This is a genomic window from Blautia sp. KLE_1732_HM_1032, assembly GCF_025147905.1.
GTDB classification, from domain to species: domain Bacteria; phylum Bacillota; class Clostridia; order Lachnospirales; family Lachnospiraceae; genus Blautia_A; species Blautia_A fusiformis.
The window spans coordinates 3,689,655-3,711,239 of the sequence record NZ_CP102266.1 but is presented as its reverse complement, the minus strand read 5'-3'; the positions used below and the strand labels follow the sequence as shown (position 1 = coordinate 3,711,239).

19 protein-coding genes, 1 tRNA gene and 2 pseudogenes are annotated in these 21,585 nt (G+C 38.2%); 21 read left to right on the top strand and 1 reads right to left on the bottom strand.

Going from position 1 to position 21,585, the window contains the following annotated elements:
- Positions 1 to 280: 280 nt before the first annotated feature.
- On the bottom strand, positions 281 to 730 hold the full coding sequence (locus NQ489_RS17500) for an SseB family protein (RefSeq protein WP_044962418.1): 450 nt from the start codon (positions 728 to 730) through the stop codon (positions 281 to 283).
- Positions 731 to 4,048: 3,318 nt separating this feature from the next.
- Here NQ489_RS17500 and NQ489_RS17495 point away from each other — a divergent pair.
- The 21 genes and pseudogenes from NQ489_RS17495 to NQ489_RS17390 all read left to right on the top strand — a co-directional run bounded on the left by NQ489_RS17495 (position 4,049) and on the right by NQ489_RS17390 (position 21,565).
- Positions 4,049 to 4,816 carry a ParA family protein gene (locus tag NQ489_RS17495; protein WP_015526537.1) on the top strand — a complete coding sequence of 256 codons (768 nt, stop codon included), beginning with the start codon at positions 4,049 to 4,051 and terminating at the stop codon, positions 4,814 to 4,816.
- Positions 4,816 to 5,748 carry a ParB/RepB/Spo0J family partition protein gene (locus tag NQ489_RS17490; protein WP_021650157.1) on the top strand — a complete coding sequence of 311 codons (933 nt, stop codon included), beginning with the start codon at positions 4,816 to 4,818 and terminating at the stop codon, positions 5,746 to 5,748. Before NQ489_RS17495 ends, NQ489_RS17490 begins: the two co-directional genes overlap by 1 nt.
- Positions 5,749 to 5,756: 8 nt before the next feature.
- On the top strand, positions 5,757 to 6,278 hold the full coding sequence (locus tag NQ489_RS17485) for a DUF4446 family protein (RefSeq protein WP_015526535.1): 522 nt from the start codon (positions 5,757 to 5,759) through the stop codon (positions 6,276 to 6,278).
- Between the two features lie 44 nt (positions 6,279 to 6,322).
- Positions 6,323 to 7,618, top strand: coding sequence for a serine--tRNA ligase (gene serS, locus NQ489_RS17480; RefSeq protein ID WP_015526534.1), 1,296 nt, complete (start codon positions 6,323 to 6,325; stop codon positions 7,616 to 7,618).
- Between the two features lie 33 nt (positions 7,619 to 7,651).
- Positions 7,652 to 8,527, top strand: a complete 876-nt coding sequence (locus NQ489_RS17475) for a DUF3881 family protein (RefSeq protein ID WP_021650156.1) — start codon at positions 7,652 to 7,654, stop codon at positions 8,525 to 8,527.
- A gap of 102 nt (positions 8,528 to 8,629) precedes the next feature.
- Positions 8,630 to 8,703, top strand: a tRNA-Arg gene (locus NQ489_RS17470).
- 285 nt (positions 8,704 to 8,988) lie between these two features.
- Positions 8,989 to 9,414 (top strand): annotated as a pseudogene (locus NQ489_RS17465) (GNAT family N-acetyltransferase).
- A 28-nt stretch (positions 9,415 to 9,442) separates the two neighbouring features.
- Positions 9,443 to 10,321 (top strand): LysR family transcriptional regulator, encoded by an 879-nt coding sequence (locus NQ489_RS17460; protein ID WP_021650153.1) that lies wholly within the window; start codon positions 9,443 to 9,445, stop codon positions 10,319 to 10,321.
- Between the two features lie 126 nt (positions 10,322 to 10,447).
- Complete coding sequence (locus NQ489_RS17455) at positions 10,448 to 10,918, top strand: flavodoxin (protein WP_005426704.1); 471 nt, start codon at positions 10,448 to 10,450, stop codon at positions 10,916 to 10,918.
- 28 nt (positions 10,919 to 10,946) lie between these two features.
- Entirely contained in the window at positions 10,947 to 11,714 is a 768-nt protein-coding gene (locus tag NQ489_RS17450; protein WP_015526521.1) for a carboxymuconolactone decarboxylase family protein, read from the top strand.
- A 10-nt stretch (positions 11,715 to 11,724) separates the two neighbouring features.
- On the top strand, positions 11,725 to 12,729 hold the full coding sequence (locus tag NQ489_RS17445; protein WP_021650152.1) for an aldo/keto reductase: 1,005 nt from the start codon (positions 11,725 to 11,727) through the stop codon (positions 12,727 to 12,729).
- 21 nt (positions 12,730 to 12,750) lie between these two features.
- A complete protein-coding gene (locus tag NQ489_RS17440) occupies positions 12,751 to 12,942 on the top strand; it encodes a hypothetical protein (RefSeq protein WP_015526519.1) in 192 nt (63 codons plus the stop codon).
- Positions 12,943 to 13,329: 387 nt separating this feature from the next.
- Positions 13,330 to 14,056, top strand: a pseudogene (locus NQ489_RS17910) (DUF6017 domain-containing protein); the annotation flags it as partial.
- Positions 14,057 to 14,065: 9 nt separating this feature from the next.
- Positions 14,066 to 14,362, top strand: a complete 297-nt coding sequence (locus NQ489_RS17425; RefSeq protein WP_021650148.1) for a hypothetical protein — start codon at positions 14,066 to 14,068, stop codon at positions 14,360 to 14,362.
- Between the two features lie 7 nt (positions 14,363 to 14,369).
- Positions 14,370 to 14,774, top strand: a complete 405-nt coding sequence (locus tag NQ489_RS17420; RefSeq protein ID WP_021650147.1) for a hypothetical protein — start codon at positions 14,370 to 14,372, stop codon at positions 14,772 to 14,774.
- Between the two features lie 134 nt (positions 14,775 to 14,908).
- Positions 14,909 to 15,886, top strand: coding sequence for a choloylglycine hydrolase (gene bsh / locus NQ489_RS17415; RefSeq protein WP_044960396.1), 978 nt, complete (start codon positions 14,909 to 14,911; stop codon positions 15,884 to 15,886).
- A gap of 38 nt (positions 15,887 to 15,924) precedes the next feature.
- Positions 15,925 to 16,605, top strand: coding sequence for a GTP pyrophosphokinase (locus NQ489_RS17410; RefSeq protein WP_005360232.1), 681 nt, complete (start codon positions 15,925 to 15,927; stop codon positions 16,603 to 16,605).
- Between the two features lie 35 nt (positions 16,606 to 16,640).
- Entirely contained in the window at positions 16,641 to 18,200 is a 1,560-nt protein-coding gene (gene cls, locus NQ489_RS17405) for a cardiolipin synthase (RefSeq protein WP_021650145.1), read from the top strand.
- 198 nt (positions 18,201 to 18,398) lie between these two features.
- On the top strand, positions 18,399 to 19,832 hold the full coding sequence (locus tag NQ489_RS17400) for a phospholipase D family protein (protein WP_015526513.1): 1,434 nt from the start codon (positions 18,399 to 18,401) through the stop codon (positions 19,830 to 19,832).
- A gap of 18 nt (positions 19,833 to 19,850) precedes the next feature.
- Positions 19,851 to 20,522 carry a response regulator transcription factor gene (locus NQ489_RS17395; RefSeq protein WP_021650144.1) on the top strand — a complete coding sequence of 224 codons (672 nt, stop codon included), beginning with the start codon at positions 19,851 to 19,853 and terminating at the stop codon, positions 20,520 to 20,522.
- Positions 20,522 to 21,565 (top strand): HAMP domain-containing sensor histidine kinase, encoded by a 1,044-nt coding sequence (locus NQ489_RS17390; protein WP_021650143.1) that lies wholly within the window; start codon positions 20,522 to 20,524, stop codon positions 21,563 to 21,565. The genes NQ489_RS17395 and NQ489_RS17390 overlap by 1 nt, the downstream gene beginning before the upstream one ends.
- The last annotated feature ends 20 nt before the right edge of the window (positions 21,566 to 21,585 follow it).

The following is a 21,585-nucleotide window of genomic DNA, read 5'->3' as shown; positions in this document are numbered from 1 at the left end:
AACAGTAGCATAGCCAATATGCTTCATGATACATAGAAATCAGATTTCGAACCGAATCAAGTAAGTTCCTTGCTTTAATTGCGAAGAGCAATAAGCAGAGGGTGGGGACTTACTTGTATCAGGAGAAAGAAAAACTCCTTCTGATAAACGGCGAAGCAGTTATTTGGTTATGAGCAAGTAGCGAAGCGGATGCTGTTATCCGCTGGAATGCTTTTATACTTCAGTAAAATACCAAGTGTTTCACGTGAAACATTGGACTTGTTATCCGACAGAGCTGATGCTATACAGGATTACCGAGGATGATGTTGATAAGGGTTTTGTTCAGCATCAGTGTGCGGTTCCATGGATTGAGAATTACTCCCTCAACAGACGGCTCTTGCAATGCAGAAGCAAAAATCTTATCAATATCTGCGGTAAATGTGGACATGATCTTATCACTGCCTTTTAACTCTTCGTCAAAGCTGGTAAATGCAGCCCACCATTGCTTTCCATCGTTGGTTTTGATCGCATGAAGAGAAATTTTTCCATCACCTTTTGGAGGTTCTACAGCAATGATCAGCTGTGCCTGCTCCTGCATTCTGTGACGAATCACGGTGAGAGTATGAGCAAGCATTTCTTCGGTTGCTTCTTTTTGGAGTGCTGCAATGGCAGTTTCGATCTTTTCATTGCCATTTAAAGTCTTGTCTAATTGTTCTTTATAGAAATCGTTGCGATTATTTGTGGTGTTCATGTATAAAATATTCCTTTCGATCAGATGATAAATGACTAGTACATTGTTTTCGAAATAACTATACCAATTACTTATTGGTGAATCCGACTGCACAGCTCTAAAAGCCTCAGCATAGCCAGCTACGCCTGCATTTTTATACCTGCACACTCGAATCCACATCCCACGCGATTGGTATAGTTATTTACGAAACAATGTATTAGCCGCAAACTGCAAGGAGTTTGCGAATGCTTTCTTTATGGATTATAGCATTTCAGGGGAAAATGAGGCAAGAGAAGAAGTGTTTTTAACTGAATCAAATAAGTCCCCTGGTTCGATTGCGAAAAGCAATAATCGGGGGAACTTGCTTGCATCAGGAGAAGTGCAGGCTCCTTCTGATAAACTGCGAAGCACTTATTCGGTTATGAGCAAGTAGTGAAGCGGATGCTTTTATCTGCTTGAATTAAATCAAAAAGTTTCCTGATTACTGATCACTTCGTTCTTGGTAATACACTTCGCGATGCACAGAAATTATGCTAATCACATAAATTTGCATGGTATGTCCAGGGCTTTCAGTGGTCTTTGCGCACAAAAAACTCGGAGGATAATATTACCAGTTAACAGTAAGTCCCCTGCTTCAATTACGAAAAAGTAATAAGTAATAAGCAGTGGGGGGCGTGTATTAGGAAGAATGCAACGGCGTTTAGAAGCAGGGAAAGGAATAGTGGGCATGTCTGAAAACAAGGTACTGCACTAATTCATGTGGCCATTGTTATGGATACATTGTAAGCAGGTCCTGATAAATTGTAAAGTAGCTATTGGGCGTAGAACTGCGTAGCGAATACGGGTATTTTTATTCGTTTGATCCCAAATTGGATAGATATGTTTGCGCACTTGAAGGTGAGTTCCCAGATACTGTCATCAGTATTCTCCATGATTTCGGTCAGATGCTTTTGTGAACTGGATGGGAAATTAACAAGTTAAGTGAATGTAGTAAAAATGTGTATTTATATGAAAAATGGAGGGTAAGGCGGAAAATATGGGGGATTTTATAGAAGAACAATATAAGAGTAAGGATGAAATAAAGAGAAATAAGAGATTATTTCTGTGAAGAGAACACTATGATAATGATAATAACACAAACGTTAAGTACGATAAAAAGGACTTTATAAAAGAAAATACTGGCAAATAAAGAGAAATAATAGGATATTTACGAATAAAAAAGCATTAAAGTACAAATTATAGTACTTTAAATAAAAAAAGTACGATAAAACGCACTTTGCACGTATACACATATAAAAAAGCCTTAAAATGCAAAATGTGCACCTGCACACATGTAACAAAAAGATAAAATATAGAGCCGTTCCTACTTTAAACATGTAAAATTTTGATTGATCGAATAAAAGAAAGCAGCTGCTTCGATTACAAAAAAACAATAAGCTGTGGGTGGGAAAATACTTGTACTCTTCCTGATAAACTGTAAAACAGCTATTTTGTGTAAAACTATGATCGAATGCAAAAATTTTTGTCCGCATGACTGGGATAAAGGGAAGACAGGGAAGTCTTTTACGGCTTGATTTAGAAGAAAAAGCCTATTAAGTGAAATTTATTTTATGCCAGTTCTATGCCGGAACTTTATTCAGATACATTTTATATTGGATATTACAAAATGAAACTATGCTTGAAAAAGCCTTTAGTTAACATGTACATAACGAATATATAACAGGATTGGAAGAAAAATGAAATAAATACGCAAATCTTTCGTAAACATAATAAAATAAACAAAAATCGAAAATTTCAGTTTCATAATATTACATTTTTTTCACGAGAGATACATGCATTTCACGCTATAAAAACACTCCGGGAAAAGAAGTTTCCATTTACTATATATAGATGCTTTTGGGGAATATAAAGATAACAGCCACATTATTTTGTGGATGGAGTTTCTTGTATTTTTTACATGCTTTCGTGATACAGATAATGCCAGAGAGAATATATCGGAGTATTTTTTTGATATTTCTCATTGATTTTATAATGTGTTCGTAACTGTTCAGTACCCTTGCAGTTACAAGTCAAACCGTGTCCTGGATCGATTTCGTTGATGGCATTTTTAACCGGATCGAGGAAGTCACTTGCTTCAATTATGAATATTGGTTTGATAATCTGTCTTCGGATGTTTCACGTGAAACATCCGAAGACAGATTAAGAATAAAGAGTTATAACCCCATCTTTGACAATTGCAGAAATAAAAAACAGCTGTAGTTCGTGCTTATGTGTTTTATGGTAGGCTTAATATAGATTTTAATCGAATCAAGTAATTCACCTGCTTCAATTGTGAACTACAATAAGCAGTGGTTGGGGACTTGCTTGTATCAGGAGAAGTACAGTCTCCTTCTGATAAACTGCGAAGCATTTATTAAGCTATGAGCAGTAGTGAAAAGGATGTTTTTTTACGCTTGACTTAAAAAATGTTTCGCAACAATGACAACTCATATGCGCTTTACGGTAGCGAGATATAGTTTTTAATCGAGCCAGGAGGTCCCCTGCTTCAAGTGTAAGAAGCAATAAGCAGTGGTTGGGGACTTGCTTGTATCAGGAAGAGTACAAGCAAGTTTTAATAAACTGCGGGGCAGTTATTCGGTGTAAAGCTGCGTAGCAACTGCGGATACTTTTGTTTGTATGACTCGAATCAGGAGTTTCCCCCTGTTTTTTGCTTCAATTGCAAGAAACGATAAGCAGTGGTTGAAGAACTGCTTCTTATCAGGGAAGAGTAGCTTGTAGTCCTTTTTGGTAAATCGCGAAGCTATTCAGTGTAGAACTGCGAATGCGTTTACAGATGCTTTTATTCACTTGATAATAATAGTAATGTTTTTAGTGTTCAGATAAAATTTGAAAATGCTATAAATGCTGTAAAAGAAAGGGATTTCGATGCCTATGTAGTAGTGTGCAAGGTTCCATAAAAGATAATATCTATACCGAGAAAATCGAATTATTTTCGAGATTACGATAAATCAGAACAATTTCAGCAAAATATCTATAAATGGGAACTTCATTTCTCGGTACGTTTTTATGGCGTAATGGCGTAAAATATATAGTCTGATTGACAGCAAATAAAACTGGAAGTTTATGCGGAGTTGATGGACTTTATAATCGATGTACTGTTACTGTCAAACTTTTGTTTAGTCCGGAATGAGTTTGGGTATACTACACAATAAATAAAATAATTCAAAACCTATTTTCTATTGTTTCACGTGAAACATTATGTGGCAGTTTAAAAATAAAAGTGTTATAATGATATCCAATGAGTAAAAATCCCTTAAAAAAATAAAAAGGAGGGGTACAATGGGACGAATCATTGCAGTTGCCAATCAGAAAGGCGGGGTTGGAAAATCAACGACAGCCATCAATCTATCGGCCTGCCTTGCTGAAAAAGGGAAAAAGGTTCTTGCCATCGACATTGATCCGCAGGGAAATACGACCAGTGGACTTGGCGCAGACAAGAATGCAGTAGAAAACACCCTTTATGAGCTGCTGCTTGGAGAAGCAGAGACCAAGGATACCATTATAAAGAACGTTGTAGATAATGTTGACCTGATACCATCGAATATGAATCTTTCCGGTGCAGAAATTGAACTGGTTGATCTTGAGGATAAAGAATTTATTCTGAAAAAGATCACGGATAAACTTCGCCGGAAATATGATTACATAATCATGGATTGTCCGCCGTCACTGAGTATGCTTACAATTAATGCTTTGACAGCCGCAACCTCCGTTCTGGTGCCGATTCAGTGTGAGTATTATGCATTGGAAGGTTTGTCACAGTTGATACATACCATCGAACTGGTAAGAGACCGATTGAATAAGAGACTGAAGATCGAAGGCGTGGTCTTTACTATGTATGATGCCAGAACAAATCTGTCACTTCAGGTTGTAGAAAATGTAAAAGAAAACCTGGACCAGAATATATACAAAACGATCATACCGAGAAATGTACGACTTGCAGAGGCACCAAGCTATGGAAAACCGATCAATCTGTACGATTCACGATCTACAGGAGCAGAGAGTTATCGCCTCCTGGCAGAAGAAGTTATAGGCAGGGAGGACGAGTGATGGCTGGAAGAAGAACAGGAGGCCTTGGAAAGGGTCTTGACGCACTGATCCCGAACAAAGCAGGCGGTCCGTCAAAGGAACCTGCAAAAAAGACAAGATCTGCAGTTGTAAAAAAAGACAAAACAACTGAAAAAGATAATCCGGCCGCAGAACGACTTGTGAAAATTTCCAGCGTAGAACCAAATCTGAATCAGCCCAGAAGACATTTTGATGAGGATGCGCTGCTGGAGCTTTCGGAATCCATTAAACAGTACGGTGTTCTTCAGCCGTTGTTGGTATCCGATAAGAAGGATTATTTTGAGATCATTGCAGGCGAACGCCGCTGGAGAGCTGCCAAGATGGCAGGGCTCAAGGAAGTTCCTGTTGTTGTAAAAGAGTTTACAGACCAGGAAATCGTAGAAATTTCCTTGATCGAGAATATTCAGCGGGAAGACCTGAATCCTATAGAGGAAGCGATGGCATACAAACGTCTGATGGAAGAGTTTCACCTGAAACAGGATGAAATCGCAGACAGAGTTGCCAAAAGCAGAACTGCAGTAACTAATTCCATGCGTCTTCTGAAGCTTTCTTCAAAAGTTCAGGAAATGGTAATTGCAGATATGATCTCAGCTGGTCATGCGAGAGCACTTCTGGGAATTTCTGATGAAGCTCTTCAGGAAACAACAGCCATGAAGGTTTTTGATGAAAAACTCAGTGTTCGTGAGACGGAAAAACTTGTAAAGAATCTGGTTTCTCCTGCGAAAAAAGTAAAAACAGAGAAAAACACAGCAGAAGATGCCATTTATGAGAGCCTGGAAGAAAAAATGAAAGGTATCATGGGAACAAAGGTATCCATTCAGCGAAAGAAAAACAACAAAGGTAAAATTGAAATTGAATATTATTCCAGAGATGAACTGGAGAGGATCATTGATCTGTTCGAATCTATCAGATAGGAGGCAGAATGAGCGGGATTTTTGAAAGCATGGGAATTGATTCCGGGATTGTGATCATTGTTTTGCTGATCCTTACCATCATTCTTCTGATCAATGTGGTGAGTAGCAATATGCGTCTCAGCCGTTTGGAACGGAAGTACAAGATGTTTATGAGAGGCGGAGATGCACAGTCACTGGAAAAAGTTTTTGTAAGAAAATTTGCACAGATCGATCGGCTGTATGAAGCAAAGGAAGATCATGATCATGACATCAGCTTTATCAAAAAAAATATGAATGTAATGTTCAGCAAATATGGCGTTGAAAAGTATGATGCATTTGATGATGTAGGTGGAAAACTCAGCTTTGCACTGGCGCTTCTTGATAAAAACAATACGGGTCTGATCTTGAATGCGGTTCACAGCCGCGATAACTGTTTCCTTTATTTAAAGGAGATCGTAAAAGGTGAGTCCTATGTTGTACTTAGTCAGGAAGAAGTGGAAGCTTTGAGAAAAGCAGTAAACTTTGGCCTTGGTGAGATTGAGAAGGAATAAAAAACTGCAAAGAGTAAGAATATTTTTAATACAGGAGGAATATCATGTTAGACATTAAGTTTGTGAGAGAGAATCCGGAGGTTGTAAAGCAGAATATCCGCAATAAGTTCCAGGACAGCAAACTGGAGCTGGTTGACAAGGTTCTCGAACTTGATAAAGAAAACAGAGAGATCAAGCAGGAGGTTGAGGCTCTCCGTGCTGAGAGAAACAAGATCTCCAAACAGATCGGTGCTCTTATGGGCCAGGGAAAAAGAGAAGAGGCAGAAGAGGTTAAAAAACAGGTTGCTGCATCCGGAACTCGTATTGAGGAACTTTCTCAGAGAGAGAAAGAGGTTGAGGAAGAGCTTCTGAAAGATATGATGGTGATCCCGAACATCATCGATCCTTCTGTACCGATCGGTAAAGACGACAGCCAGAACGTAGAGATTGAGAAATTTGGTGAGCCGGTTGTTCCGGATTTTGAAGTTCCGTATCATACAGATATCATGGAGAATTTTGATGGAATCGATCTTGACAGCGCAAGACGTGTTGCCGGTAACGGATTCTATTATCTGATGGGTGATATCGCACGCCTTCATTCCGCAGTAATTTCCTATGCAAGAGATTTCATGATCAACCGGGGATTTACTTACTGCGTACCGCCTTTCATGATCAGAAGCAACGTTGTTACAGGCGTTATGAGCTTTGCGGAGATGGATGCTATGATGTACAAGATCGAAGGTGAGGATCTTTACCTGATCGGAACAAGTGAGCATTCCATGATCGGTAAATTCATTGACCAGATTATTCCGGAGGAAGAGCTTCCGAAGACACTTACAAGCTATTCTCCGTGCTTCCGTAAAGAGAAAGGTGCTCATGGACTTGAGGAGAGAGGTGTTTACCGTATCCATCAGTTCGAGAAACAGGAGATGATCGTTGTCTGCAAGCCAGAGGAGAGTAAGATGTGGTTCGACAAGCTGTGGCAGAATACAGTAGATCTGTTCCGTTCTCTTGATATTCCGGTTCGTACGCTTGAGTGCTGCTCCGGTGACCTTGCTGATCTTAAGGTAAAATCCCTCGATGTTGAGGCATGGTCTCCACGTCAGAAGAAATACTTTGAGGTAGGAAGCTGCTCCAACCTTGGAGATGCACAGGCACGTCGTCTGAAAATCCGTGTAAACGGCAAAGATGGCAAGAAATATCTTGCTCATACATTAAACAATACAGTAGTAGCACCTCCGAGAATGCTCATTGCTTTCCTGGAGAATAACCTGAATGCAGATGGATCTGTAAACATTCCAAAAGCTCTGCAGCCATATATGGGCGGTATGACAAAGATTGAGAAAAAGACACGCGCGTAAGAGAAACGCAGGCTTTTTCAGGGAGGTGTTCTTGTGCACAGTTATTTAAAGACCGTTGGTTTTTCACAGATTACCAGAAGAAGTGAAATAAAAGAGATCATCCGTGATGTGATCGCAAGCTACGATGAAAAGGTTTGCGTGGAAAATCATCCGGAAGGCGTATTTGTACAGTTTTCCAAGAATTATGGCTGTGACTGTGGAATCAGCGTTTGTGGTCAGTACGATGAGAACGGTGAGTTTCACGTGGAATATTATTTCCCATTTTTCAGGGGAACAGGAATCACATCCAAGGAAAAAGTGACTGTTGAACGTCATACAGATAAGGAATCTTATGCAGGAGCATGTGATGATTTGCGTATTGGCGTGACTATGATCTTTTATCTGCAGAATCTGGCAGAATATATGCAGGAGAAATACAAAGGCCTGAAAGACCCGGGGGACCGTCCGGTGACGGTTTCCGGTCTGGCTTCTGAGGGAAAGATCCTGTTTCCGCTGCAGAAGGATAAGGAAGCGGTAAAGGTGGAGAGAGAGCTTTCCAAAAACAGGACTAATCTGATCGCAGCAGCGCGTAATGGTGATGAGGAAGCTATGGAGAGCCTTACAATGGAGGATATGGATACTTACTCCATGATTTCCCAGAGAATTGTTACAGATGATGTTCTCACGATCGTGGATTCTTATTTCATGCCTTATGGAATCGAATGTGATCAGTATAATGTTCTTGGTGAGATTCTGGATATCATGAAATTTAAGAATATCCTGACAGGTGAAGAAATCTGCCAGATGACTATAGAGAGCAATGATATACAGTTTGATATCTGCATCAACAGCAAAGATCTTCTCGGTGAACCGGCAGTTGGACGCCGCTTCAAAGGAACAATCTGGCTGCAGGGTCAGCTGCACTATTAAGTTTTCGAATTTAGAATTAATTCTTGTAATTTCAAAATAAATATAGTAAAATAATGGTTGTGAAACTTTTGGAAGTGTTCGAAATGTTTCACAACTATATATGTCCATATAGCTCAGCTGGATAGAGCACTCGCCTCCTAAGCGAGGGGTCGGAGGTTCAAATCCTCTTATGGACGGGCTTCAAAGCGTTCGAAAATGTTAGCTGGATTAGCTGACAACGAACGCTTTTGTTATTTTCTAATCACGTTCGTGACACAAAATTCCATTCAAAAGGATCAATTTCCAGCTAACATTTTAGTTTTGCTCTGTATGTGTACCCCTCTATATAACGAAACGCTCAGAGGCTGTTTTACAGTGGAGGAAAAGAAAAAATATCAAAAAAATGATGATTAATGGTGAGCTTGTGATAGAATAGATAAAAGAGAAAAGCATAAAGGATGTTGTTGTGGAGAATATTTGTTATGATTAGAAAGTTGCTGAACAGAGATATCGATAGAGTCGCTGACATATGGTTAAAGACAAATCTGAAAGCACATTATTTTATTTCCAATCAATACTGGAAAAGTAATTATGAATTAGTGAAAGAAATGCTGTCACAATCCGAAGTTTATGTGTTTGAAGCAGATAAAATGATACAAGGATTTGTAGGACTAAATGATGAATATATCGAATGTATTTTTGTCTCTGATGAAATGCAGTCATGTGGCATAGGTAAGCTTTTATTGGATTATATTAAGGATAAAAAAGTCAGCTTACGATTAAATGTATATCAGAAGAATGCCAGAGCAATTTCTTTTTACCAAAGAGAAGGGTTCATTATTTAATGTGAAGGTTTGGATGAAGATACTGGTGAAAAAGAGTACACTATGCTATGGAAACAAAAATAGAAATCGGAAGTTGTGGGAATAAAAAAATATGGAATTAAGATTATTGCGCTATTTTCTGACGGTGGCAAAAGAACAGAGCTTTACAAAAGCAGCAGAACAATTGCATATTACCCAGCCAACGCTATCCAGACAAATGGCGGCATTTGAAGAGGAGCTTGGAGTAACATTATTTATTCGAAGCGGGAAGAAAATTTCGCTTACTGAAGAGGGGATTTTATTAAAAAGGCGTGCCCTGGAGATCCTTAATCTTGAGGAAAAAACACTTGAGGAACTGAAAGGAAAAGAAGATGTTGTAGAGGGAAATATAACCATTGGATGCGGTGAATTTGCAGCGGTGGAGACATTGGCGGAGATATGTAAAACATATAAAGAAAAATACCCGCTGGTTCAGATTGTATTGCATACTGCAACAGCAGATGCAGTGTATGAGATGATGAACAAAGGACTTGTAGATATTGCATTATTCATGGAGCCGGTGGACACCGAAGGGCTGGATTATATCCGGATCACAGATTGCGATCACTGGTGTGTTGGAATGCGGCCGGATGATCCGCTGGCAGAAAAAGAGTTTATAAGAAAAGAAGATCTTATTGGAAAACCATTGATCCTGCCGGAAAGAGTAAATGTTCAAAGTGAACTTGCCAATTGGTTTGGAAAAGACTTTTCGAAACTGCAGATTGCTTTTACAAGTAATCTTGGAACGAATGCCGGAGTTATGGCAGCAAATGGACTGGGCTATCCGGTATCCATCGAAGGTGCTGCAAAGTATTGGCGGGAGGATATTCTTGTACAGCGAAGAATTTCTCCTGAAATCACAACAAGTACTGTGATTGCCTGGAGACGAAACATTCCATATTCTCTGGCGGTCAGTAAAATGATAGAAGAAATAAATGCTTTTCAGGCATAGAATGGAATTCAATATAAGCATTAGACATAATAAAAATATCAGGTATAAAATAGATGTATAAGAGAAATTCAAATCTTATACATCTATTTTTATACGAAAAATTCGCAAAGAAAGGGGATTTTTATTATGAGTAAAAATTTAGTCGCATTTTTCAGTGCAAGCGGGACAACAAAAAAAGTAGCAGAAATGATTGCAGAGGAAGCAAAAGCGGATTTATTTGAGATTGAGCCAAAAGTTCCATATACAAAGGCTGATCTTGACTGGATGAATAAAAAATCCCGCAGCAGTGTGGAAATGAGTGATAAGAAATACAGACCGGAGATTATGAAGAAAAAGATGGATATGAGTTCTTATGATGAGATCCTTCTGGGATTCCCAATCTGGTGGTATGTAGCTCCGACAATTGTCAATACATTTTTGGAAGCCTATGATTTCAGTGGCAAAAAGATTGTGCTCTTTGCAACATCCGGTGGAAGTGGATTCGGTAATACTGTAAAGGAATTACAGCCATCTGCACCGGATGCGGTTATCACAGAAGGCAGCCTGTTAAACCGTGGAACAAAACAGGAAATCAGTGAGTGGGTAAAATCTTTATAAATAACAGTGCTATGGAGGTATACAGAAAATGGGAAAAATAGTACAGACAGCAGGAAGAAATACACTTGGTGAATTCGCACCGGAATTTGCACATTTTAACGATGATGTACTTTTCGGCGAAAACTGGAATAACCAGGACATCGACGTAAAAACAAGAAGTATCATCACAGTGGTTGCTCTGATGGCTTCCGGAATTACAGATTCTTCTTTAAAATATCATCTTCAAAATGCAAAAAATCATGGTGTAACACAAAAAGAGATTGCCGCAGTAATCACACATGTCGCATTTTATGCAGGATGGCCAAAAGCATGGGCTGTTTTCAATCTTGCAAAGGAAGTGTGGGAGGCAGGTGAAGGAGATTTACCATACGAAGAGGAAGCAATGCGGGCGCATGCAAAAGAGATGGTATTTCCAATTGGTGCACCAAATGATGGCTTTGCACAGTATTTTTCTGGCAGAAGTTTTCTTGCACCGATTTCCACTTCTCAGGTTGGCATTTTCAACGTGACATTTGAACCCGGATGCAGGAATAATTGGCATATTCATCATGCAAAAAGCGGTGGCGGGCAGATCTTAGTATGTGTAGCCGGCCGAGGGTTTTATCAGGAAGAAGGCAGGGATGCGGTAGAAATGAAACCGGGTGACTGTATTAACATTCCGGTAGATGTAAAGCACTGGCATGGGGCCGCTCCGGATGAATGGTTTTCCCATCTGGCAATTGAGGTGCCGGGAGTGGATTGTTCCAATGAGTGGTGTGAGGCGGTATCGGAGAAAGAGTACGCTGGATTAAGATAAGGAGAGCACTATGGAATACGGTAAACTCGGAAATACAGATATAGAAGTGTCAAAATTATGTGTGGGCTGTATGAGTTTTGGGAAAGCTGGAACCATGCATGACTGGACGTTGGATGAAGCTGAAAGTGAGAATGTTATCAAGCATGCACTTGATTTGGGATATAACTTTTTTGATACAGCAAATGGATATTCAGCAGGAACAAGTGAGGAATATTTAGGTAAAGCATTGAAGAAAAATGTAGCGAGAAATCAGGTTGTGATTGCATCCAAGGTATATTTTAATGAAGGTCGTTTATCAAGACAGGCAATCATGAGGGAAATAGATGGAACTCTGTCACGTCTTGGAACCGACTATCTTGATTTATATATCATCCATAGATTTGACTATGATACACCAATTGAAGAAACTATGGAGGCACTGCATGATCTGGTAAAAGCAGGAAAGGTCAGGGCACTTGGTGCATCTGCCATGTATGGATATCAGTTTTATAATATGCAGTTAGCCGCAAGAGACAATGGATGGACACCATTTTCTGCGATGGAGAATCATTATAATTTGCTTTACAGAGAGGATGAGAGAGAATTGCTACCAATTTGTAAGCAAATGAAAGTTTCGTTAATGCCGTATAGCCCTCTTGCAGCCGGACATCTGGCAAGACCACAGTGGAAATCAGAGTCTCTTCGTGGAACCACGGATAGGGTTGCCATGGGAAAATATGATAAGACTGAAGCGGAAGACATGCAGATAGTTAAACGTGTAGCGGAGCTTGCCGAAAAGTATAACTGCAAAATGTCCCAGATAGCCATTGCATGGCAGTGGGCAAAGGGAATTCTATCGCCTATTATTGGGGCAACCAAAACGCAGTATCTGGATGATTCAGCCGGAGCATTTGACATTAAATTAACTGCCGAAGACCTTGCATATCTTGAAGAGCCATATGTTCCACATGAGATAGTTGGTGCAATTGATAAAAATCCGGCACAAGGTGTTATTTTGCTTGATGAAAAGAAATAATAAAGAACTAGGTGTAGCCATATGAAGAAATATTTATCAGTTATTCTGGAAATTATCCTCACAGCCTGTCTGGTTGCATGTGGTAGTTCTAACAAGGATTCCGTGAACGATGATAAACAAGAGGTAAGACTGGGAAAAATGAATATGCCAGAGCGTGAGGTTGTAGAATTGCTGAGTAACGGAGACGTAGAATTAAAAATTTCGAAAGAATGAAATTACTGTTTTTCTATACGAAGAGCTCGACAGATTTTAGATAATTGCGATCTGTGAAGGATTTGCAATTTTAGGAATGATATTTTTGATTATCAGTTGATAGTCAACTTCCAGTTTGTTGAATTAAAAATGAAATAAAGTTTCAGTAATCATAGAGTGTATGGATTCAATTCCATATGCTCTTTTTCTTTTACTTAATTTCAAGAAAATGCAGAAATCTAATGTTACGAGCTTCTTACGAGTGGCATTAAAAAAACTCGCAAGAAAACTCGTAAGAAAAAAAGTAAAAAAATTTGCTTTTGACCACTGTAAAACAGGCTCTGAGCGTTTCGTTATATGAAGGGATAATTTTTCTTTCATAATTCAAAGAAAAGAGGACAAAGAAATGTCAGAGAACTGGATGACGAAACAGGAATTGGTCTGATTGAGAAACGCAGACAGGGATTTGGAAAGGTGAACGTTATCTACGTGAAAACCTTTATGCCTGAGAAAACAGATAAGAAAAAATTTGAAGAGGAATTAAAGAAGTTTAGAAAACAAACTTCTGTGGAAAATGAGGAATCTACAGAAGTTTACATTTCAAACTTCGTGAAGTCCCAAAATCAAACTTCTAGAAATCCCGAAAACAAACTTCAAGAAGTTTACATTTCAAACCCTAATAATACTAATCTATACTGAAATGAATGATAATAAATCTAATCAAATCGTATCTGCAGATGAGAATCGATCCGATGGCGATAATTCCACTGAGGAATATCAGGCTTATGAAAAACTGGTCAAAGAGACTGTTGATTATGAATCACTGGAAGTAACCCATCATGACGATATGCGACAGGTAGATGAAATCGTGAACCTGATTGTAGAGACTGTGATGTGTAAAAATGACAAGATCTTGATTGCCAGCAACTGGTATCCGGCATCACTGGTGAAGAAAAAATTTCTGATGCTGACCTATTCACATATCGAGTATGTCTTACACTGTATGAGTGGTAACACCACAAAGGTGAAGAACATCAAGAAATATTTATTAGCAGCCCTGTTTAATGCACCGTCAACGATGAACGGGTATTATCAGGCAGAGGTGAACCATGATATGCCAGGACTGGTAAGATAGGAGGTGCACATGTTTATTTTAAAACTTGCTGGAAAGATATTATTACTGCCGGTATGGCTGATCCTTTTTGTGATCGGCCTGGCAGTGAAGATGACAGTACAGACTTATGCGGTTGTAAGGGGAATCCTTGGTTTTATATTCGCTTTGTTGATTATAGCAACTGCATACTGTTACCATGACTGGGTACAGGTTGTATTCCTGTTTGCGCTGAGTGTTATTCTGTATCTGATCCTGTTTGCAGGAGTGTTCGTAGATACTGTACTGGACATGACAAGAGAACGTATTATTGATTTTATTATATCGTGAGGAGGATATGAAAATGAGCGAAAACAATGATTATATTCAGTTACCACCACTTAAAAAAGACACACCGTCCGATGTGGTAGCATTTATGTGGGAGTACATGAAAGTACCGGAGAATTCAAGAGAAAAAGTTAAGAATCTGCTTAAAGATGCAAATGAAAATGGCGTAAAATTAAGTCATCAGGCACCAACACTGTATGATGTTGTCCCAAAAGAAGAAATTGCTGAATTTGAAGAGCTTATGCGCAAAACCATAGCTGACATTGTATCAGAAGCCAGTAGCGTTGCCTGTTGGGTGTATGTGCAGAAATATGTGAAGCACAAAACCCTAAACGAAATGCTGCAAGAATTGCCAGACGTAGGTCAATTCATCCTAGCTATGGATACCTGGTTTGAAAAACTGATGGAGAAATAATCTAGGAAAATAGTTTAAAGTTTACATGTTATGATCATGTATGAAGTTGGAACAGAATAAAAGATTGTGCTATACTATTGTTCAAGAAAAAAACTCATTGACATATTTCAATCTATTTAGGAGGATAAATGATCATGTGTACAGCAGCAACTTATAAAACAAAAGATTTTTACTTTGGACGAACCCTCGATTATGAATTCTCTTATGGTGATCAGATAGTAATTACACCACGTAATTATGCGTTTAATTTTCGCCATGTTGACGATATGAAAAATCATTATGCAATTATTGGAATGGCTCATGTTGCAGAGGATTATCCTTTGTATTATGATGCTATGAATGAAAAAGGAGTGGCAATGGCAGGACTGAATTTTGTCGGAAATGCTGTTTATGCCGCGATTAAGCCAGATGTGGAAAATATTGCACAGTTTGAATTTATTCCGTGGATTTTAAGTCAGAGTTCTTCTTTAGTTGAAGTTCGCGAGCTTCTTGAACGAATTAATATTGTTAATACTCCTTTCAGCGAGCAATTACCATTAGCACAATTACACTGGATCATTTCTGATGAGAATGAGTCAATTACGGTAGAATCTATGTCGGATGGTTTGCATATTTATGACAATCCAGTAGGAGTGCTTACGAATAATCCGCCATTTCCACAGCAGATGTTTCAACTAAATAATTATATGCATTTATCTCCTAAACAGCCCAGAAATACTTTCTGCGAAAATTTGGCTCTTGATGCATATAGTAGAGGTATGGGAGGATTAGGTCTTCCGGGAGATCTCTCATCTGCCTCACGCTTTGTACGTGTAGCTTTTACAAAGGTAAATGCAATTTCAGGTGAATCAGAGGAAGAAAGCGTTAGCCAATTCTTCCACATTCTCGGATCTGTGGATCAGCAACGAGGATGTTGCGAAGTAGCGGATGGAAAATATGAAATCACATTGTATACGTCGTGTTGTAATGTTACAAAAGGTATTTATTATTACAATACTTATGAAAACCATCAGATCAGTGCAGTAGATATGCATGTAGAAAATCTGGATAGTGATAAAATGATTTGTTATCCAGTAATTCAAGGAGAACGAATCAACTATCAAAATAAATAATGTTTTGAAATCAGGGATGAGGTAGAAAGGAAAGTTCCATGACAAAAGATGAAGTAAAAAAACTCAGGATGAACAGTCCGGAATCACTACAGTTTTTAAATAATGCTACAAAATTTTATAATTTAATGATGATGTATCGTTGTGCTATTAGGGAGATACAAACTAAACTTGAGGTTTTGGATGATGAATTTTCAGTTGAGAACAATCGAAATCCTATTTCTTTTATAAAAACAAGAATTAAGCAGCCCAATAGTATTTACGATAAATTGCAGAAGATGGGATATGAATTTACAACAGAAAATATACAGACATATCTCAATGATGTAGCAGGCGTTCGAATAGTTTGTGCGTTTATTGACGATATTTATATGATATCAGATTTGATTACCCAACAGGATGATATTAAAGTTATTGAAATAAAAGATTATATAAAAAATCCAAAATCGAATGGTTATCGAAGCTATCATATGATTGTCGAAATACCAGTATTTTTTGCTAAGGGTAAAACACCTATGCGTGTAGAATTACAGATTCGAACCAATGGTATGGATTTCTGGGCAACATTGGAACATCAACTTCGCTATAAAAAAGGAATTGAAGAAATGCCTGGCTATGATGAGATAAGTGAAGAATTACTTCATTCTGCAAGAGCTATCATTGAAGCAGATAATGAAATGCAGAGAATAAAAGACAAAATTGGTATGTTCCACGAAATTTAGGGAGAAAACTGAGCAAGTAGGAAGGTGGAATATATATGAAACAAGATACTTTAGAGGGCAAAGCAAAAACAAAAAATGGGGTAAAACGACTGTGTTTTTCTATAATCTGCATTCTTCTGGAAGTGATTTTTATTATTACTATCGTAACACGCTTGAATGAATATGCAGAAATCATAAATTTATTTACAAGGATTTTGAGTGGGATCTTGGTTTTGGGATTGTACGCATCAAATAAGACATCCTCTATGAAAATGCCTTGGGTCATCTTAATTCTAATTTTCCCAATTATGGGTGTAGGCCTGTATTTGTTGATTGGTTTGAATGGTGGCACACATAAAATGCGTGAGCGATATGCAGAAATTGATAGCAAATTGTTACCAATGCTTCCGGACGGTCAGGAGTGTTTGAGCAAAATAAAAGAAACAATTCCGAAAGCAGGAAATATAGCAAGTTACATACAAAGAAATTCGCAGTATCCAATCTATCAGAATACGGATATTGTGTATTTTGATGAAGCAGTGAAAGGATTAGAGGCACAGCTTAAGGATTTGGAGAAAGCACAGAAGTTTATCTTTATGGAATATCATGCGATAGAAGACGCTGAAGCATGGCATAAGATTCAAGATGTTCTGGAAGAGCGAGTAAAAGCAGGTGTGGAAGTTAGAGTATTCTACGATGATATGGGTTCTATAGGCTTTATTAACACAGATTTTGTGAAAAAGATGGAGGCAATAGGAATTCATTGCCGTGTATTCAATCCGTTTGTGCCAGGTTTAAATCTGTTTTTGAACAATCGTGATCATAGAAAAATAACAGTTATTGATGGAAAAGTCGGATTTACAGGTGGATATAATCTAGCAAACGAATATTTTAATTACACACACCCGTATGGACAGTGGAAAGATACAGGTATTCGTTTAGAAGGAGATGCTGTTCAGTCGCTTACGGTGACATTTTTGGAAATGTGGAATGCAGTAAGTGATAAGGATGCTAATGATTCTGATTTTAGTAAATACCTTTTCCACTATGATTATGCGGCACAGCAAACTGGGTTTGTTCAACCTTATGCAGACAGCCCTATGGATAATGAGCAAGTAGGAGAAGAAGTTTATATCAGTATGATAAATAAAGCTGAAAAATATTGTTGGTTTATGACTCCATATCTAATCATAACAGATGAAATGACGCATGCGTTATGTCTGGCTGCTAAGCGAGGGGTAGACGTAAGAATTATCACACCTGGTATCCCTGATAAAAAATTCATTTATAATATAACTCGTTCTTTTTATCATGGATTAGTTAAACATGGTGTTCGTGTTTATGAGTGGACTCCTGGTTTCTGTCATGCAAAAATGAGTGTGGCAGATGACTGTATGGCAACTTGTGGAACAATTAATCTGGATTATCGAAGTTTATATCACCATTTTGAAAACGGCTGTTTTATGGCAGATTGTCAGGCAGTTGTGGAAATAAAAAATGATCTGATAAGAACGCTGGGAGAATGTCGTGATGTGACAGACCAATATCAAACCGGACGAAGTGCATATTTGCGACTGGGACAATTATTTATGAGATTATTTGCTGGATTGCTATAAGAATCTGATGAAACGACCTTTCAAAAAACAGTTGATTTAGAAGTTAACTGTTTTTGAAAGGCCGTTTTTGCTATATCTAACAGTCTGTTGTACAAAGAAGATTTTGCATGGATGAAAAAAACAAACCTTGTTGAGGTTAAATTGAGATTGACTTTGTATTGTATAAGTATGAAATAAAAAGGAATCAGGTGATGTACAATGAAAAAGCATAAAATATGTAAAATCCTTCTTGTTATACTGGCAATTTTTTTATGTGTGGCTTTTTATGAATTGCTCGGAATCTGCGTTGCATATAAAAAGCAGCCGGAAGTGTCCAATACAACCAAAAAAGAAACAAAAAATGGGTCATGGAACGAATGCAGTGAAAATACAGAACGGGCAGTAATCATAGAAAAGAATCCAGAAGCACTTTTACAAAGAGTGCGTTTGATCAAGAATGCAAAAAAGGAAATTATTCTTTCTACTTTTGCATTTCAATCCGATGAAAGTGGAAAATTGATTTTAGGAGCACTGCATGATGCGGCAGACAGAGGTGTACATATTCGTCTGTTAGTAGATGGAATGGAGAGCTGGATTGATATGGAAGGAAATCCGTATTTCTATGGATTATCTTCCCATGAGAATGTTGAAATTAAACTGTATAATAAGGCCAATCCGTTGAAACCGTGGAAAATGATGGGTAGAATGCATGATAAATATTTGATTGCAGATGGAAAGAGATATATTCTTGGGGGAAGAAATACATACAATTATTTCCTGGGTGATTTTCCGGGACATAAGAACTATGACAGAGACGTGTTAGTGGTTTGCGATGAACCTGAGAAAGAAAATTCAGTTAACCAGTTGTCAGAGTATTTTGAAACCATATGGAATCAGGAAGACTGTGGTTATTTTCATAACAATAAAAAACTGGCAAATAGAAAATCTGTAAAGAACGCAGTTTTAGAGCTGCAGAACAGCTATCAGAAATATTTTGAAGAGAATAAGGAAAGAATCTGCGAGACCAATTATACGGACGAAACTTTTGAGACAGAAAAGATTACATTAGTGTCAAATCCTATTCACACAGGTTCCAAAGAACCAGTAGTGTGGTATCAGTTGGGAGAATTGATGAAAAATGCAAAAAATCGTGTGAAGATCCACACGCCATATATTATCTGTAATGATATGATGTATAATACATGGGAGGAAATTGCAGAGAACGTTTCAGATTTTTCTATCATGACAAATTCAGTTGCGAATAATGGGAATCCATTTGGGGCTGCCGATTATGCGAAAAACAGAAATAGAATCTTAAGTACAGGAATTAATATCTGGGAATATGAAGGCGGTTATTCATACCACGGAAAAAGTATTCTGATTGACGATGATCTGTCTGTAATCGGTTCCTTTAATATGGACATGAGAAGTGCATATCTGGATACGGAACTGATGCTTGTAATTCGCAGTAAAGATATTAATAAACAGTTGGAAGAGGGCATGATGGAATATGAAAAAGTGTCCCGCCAGATATTAGAAGGCGGAACTTATAATGATCCATATCATGTAGAGCCAATCGAATTAACAAAGAAACGTCAGAGAAACGTACTTTTGGTACAGCATCTGCTTGGATGGGCAAGATATCTGTTCTGATAAAGGAGGAAGAAGATCGTGTTTCAAATATTAATTGTAGAAGATGATAAAGAATTAAGCCAGCTATTCCAAAAAGTGCTTGAGAAGAATGGATATCAGGTCAAAAGTGCATCGGATGGAGCACTGGCATTAGAAATATTGGATAAAGAGTATATTGATCTGATCATTTCCGATATTATGATGCCGGTTATGGATGGCTATGAACTGGTGTCAGAACTTCGTTCAGCAGGATATCAGATACCGGTACTTATGATCACTGCGAAAGGTTCCTTTGATGATATGCGCCAGGGATTTCTTTCGGGAAGTGACGATTATATGGTAAAACCGGTAAATGTGAATGAAATGGTTTTAAGAGTCGGAGCACTGCTTCGCCGTGCACAGATACTGAATGAACACAAAATTGTGATCGGTTCAACAGAGTTTGATTATGATGCAATGACGATTACAACTGATAAGGAAAGTCTTGTTTTGCCTAAAAAAGAATTCCTGCTTTTATATAAGCTTGCAGCTTCGCCAGGCAGAACATTTACAAAACAACAGTTGATGGATGAAGTATGGGGATACGAGACGGAGGCAGACCCACATACAATAGAGGTACATATAGGAAGAATCAGAGAGCGTTTTAAAGATACCCCGGATTTTGAAATCGTAACAATGCGTGGAATTGGATACAAGGTGGTGAAAAAATAATGGAACAAAAGAAAGAAAAAGGATTGCGGATCCGATCCTGTCTGACTGGTGCAATCTGGCTGGCACTTGTATTTTCAACAGTCATATCTGCGTTATTATTTGCTTTTTTGAATCATTTTTTTAATCTGCCTGGCAGCATACCTGTGCTTGGCTGGCTTTTGATTTTCAATACATTGATTGCAGGGCTGATTACTTCCTTTATCAATGCAAGGTTGCTGGAACCAATTACCAGACTCAGTAAAGCAATGAAGGAAGTTTCGCAGGGAGATTTTGAACAGCACTTGGAAACGAACAGCCGTATCGCAGAAGTTGGAGAATCTTACCAGAGTTTTAATGTGATGACAAAAGAGCTTCGTGCAACAGAAGTACTGCAGATGGATTTTGTCTCCAATGTTTCTCATGAGTTTAAGACCCCGATCAATGCCATTGAAGGGTATACAATGCTTCTTCAGGGAGAAGAATTGTCTCAGGAGCAAGAGGAATATGTAGAAAAAATCCTGTTTAATACCCAAAGGCTTTCCGGATTGGTTGGAAATATTTTGCTGTTATCCAAGTTAGAGAATCAGAATATACCAATGAAAAAAACAGAATATCGTCTGGATGAACAGATCCGCCAGGCATTTCTTTCATTGGAAACAAAATGGACAGAAAAAGAAATTGGTTTTCAGGTAGAATTGGAGGAAGTTAAATATACTGGGAATGAAGGACTTTTTATGCATATCTGGATAAATCTTTTGGATAATGCGATTAAGTTCAGCCCTTCAAAGGGGACAATTACGATGTTTCTGAAACAAGAACAGGATTCTGTTAAGTTCATTCTGGAAGATGAAGGACCCGGAATAGAGGATGATGTAAAATCCAGAATATTTGACAAGTTCTATCAGGTAGATGGATCTCATAAAGCAGAAGGAAATGGCCTAGGTCTTGCACTTGTAAAACGGATTGTAGATAGTGCCGGAGGAACAATCAAAGCAGAAAACCGTGAATATGGTGGATGCAGATTTGTTATAGAGCTGCCAAAGCAGAAAGATGAGATTATATAGTTTTAAGATAAATTAGAAGA

Coding starts and splice junctions, on each gene's coding strand:
- NQ489_RS17500 (WP_044962418.1), bottom strand. CDS start 730: ATGAACACCACAAATAATCGCAACGATTTCTATAAAGAACAATTAGAC.
- NQ489_RS17495 (WP_015526537.1), top strand. CDS start 4,049: ATGGGACGAATCATTGCAGTTGCCAATCAGAAAGGCGGGGTTGGAAAA.
- NQ489_RS17490 (WP_021650157.1), top strand. CDS start 4,816: ATGGCTGGAAGAAGAACAGGAGGCCTTGGAAAGGGTCTTGACGCACTG.
- NQ489_RS17485 (WP_015526535.1), top strand. CDS start 5,757: ATGAGCGGGATTTTTGAAAGCATGGGAATTGATTCCGGGATTGTGATC.
- serS (WP_015526534.1), top strand. CDS start 6,323: ATGTTAGACATTAAGTTTGTGAGAGAGAATCCGGAGGTTGTAAAGCAG.
- NQ489_RS17460 (WP_021650153.1), top strand. CDS start 9,443: ATGGAATTAAGATTATTGCGCTATTTTCTGACGGTGGCAAAAGAACAG.
- NQ489_RS17455 (WP_005426704.1), top strand. CDS start 10,448: ATGAGTAAAAATTTAGTCGCATTTTTCAGTGCAAGCGGGACAACAAAA.
- NQ489_RS17450 (WP_015526521.1), top strand. CDS start 10,947: ATGGGAAAAATAGTACAGACAGCAGGAAGAAATACACTTGGTGAATTC.
- NQ489_RS17445 (WP_021650152.1), top strand. CDS start 11,725: ATGGAATACGGTAAACTCGGAAATACAGATATAGAAGTGTCAAAATTA.
- NQ489_RS17440 (WP_015526519.1), top strand. CDS start 12,751: ATGAAGAAATATTTATCAGTTATTCTGGAAATTATCCTCACAGCCTGT.
- NQ489_RS17425 (WP_021650148.1), top strand. CDS start 14,066: ATGTTTATTTTAAAACTTGCTGGAAAGATATTATTACTGCCGGTATGG.
- NQ489_RS17420 (WP_021650147.1), top strand. CDS start 14,370: ATGAAAATGAGCGAAAACAATGATTATATTCAGTTACCACCACTTAAA.
- bsh (WP_044960396.1), top strand. CDS start 14,909: ATGTGTACAGCAGCAACTTATAAAACAAAAGATTTTTACTTTGGACGA.
- NQ489_RS17410 (WP_005360232.1), top strand. CDS start 15,925: ATGACAAAAGATGAAGTAAAAAAACTCAGGATGAACAGTCCGGAATCA.
- cls (WP_021650145.1), top strand. CDS start 16,641: ATGAAACAAGATACTTTAGAGGGCAAAGCAAAAACAAAAAATGGGGTA.
- NQ489_RS17400 (WP_015526513.1), top strand. CDS start 18,399: ATGAAAAAGCATAAAATATGTAAAATCCTTCTTGTTATACTGGCAATT.
- NQ489_RS17390 (WP_021650143.1), top strand. CDS start 20,522: ATGGAACAAAAGAAAGAAAAAGGATTGCGGATCCGATCCTGTCTGACT.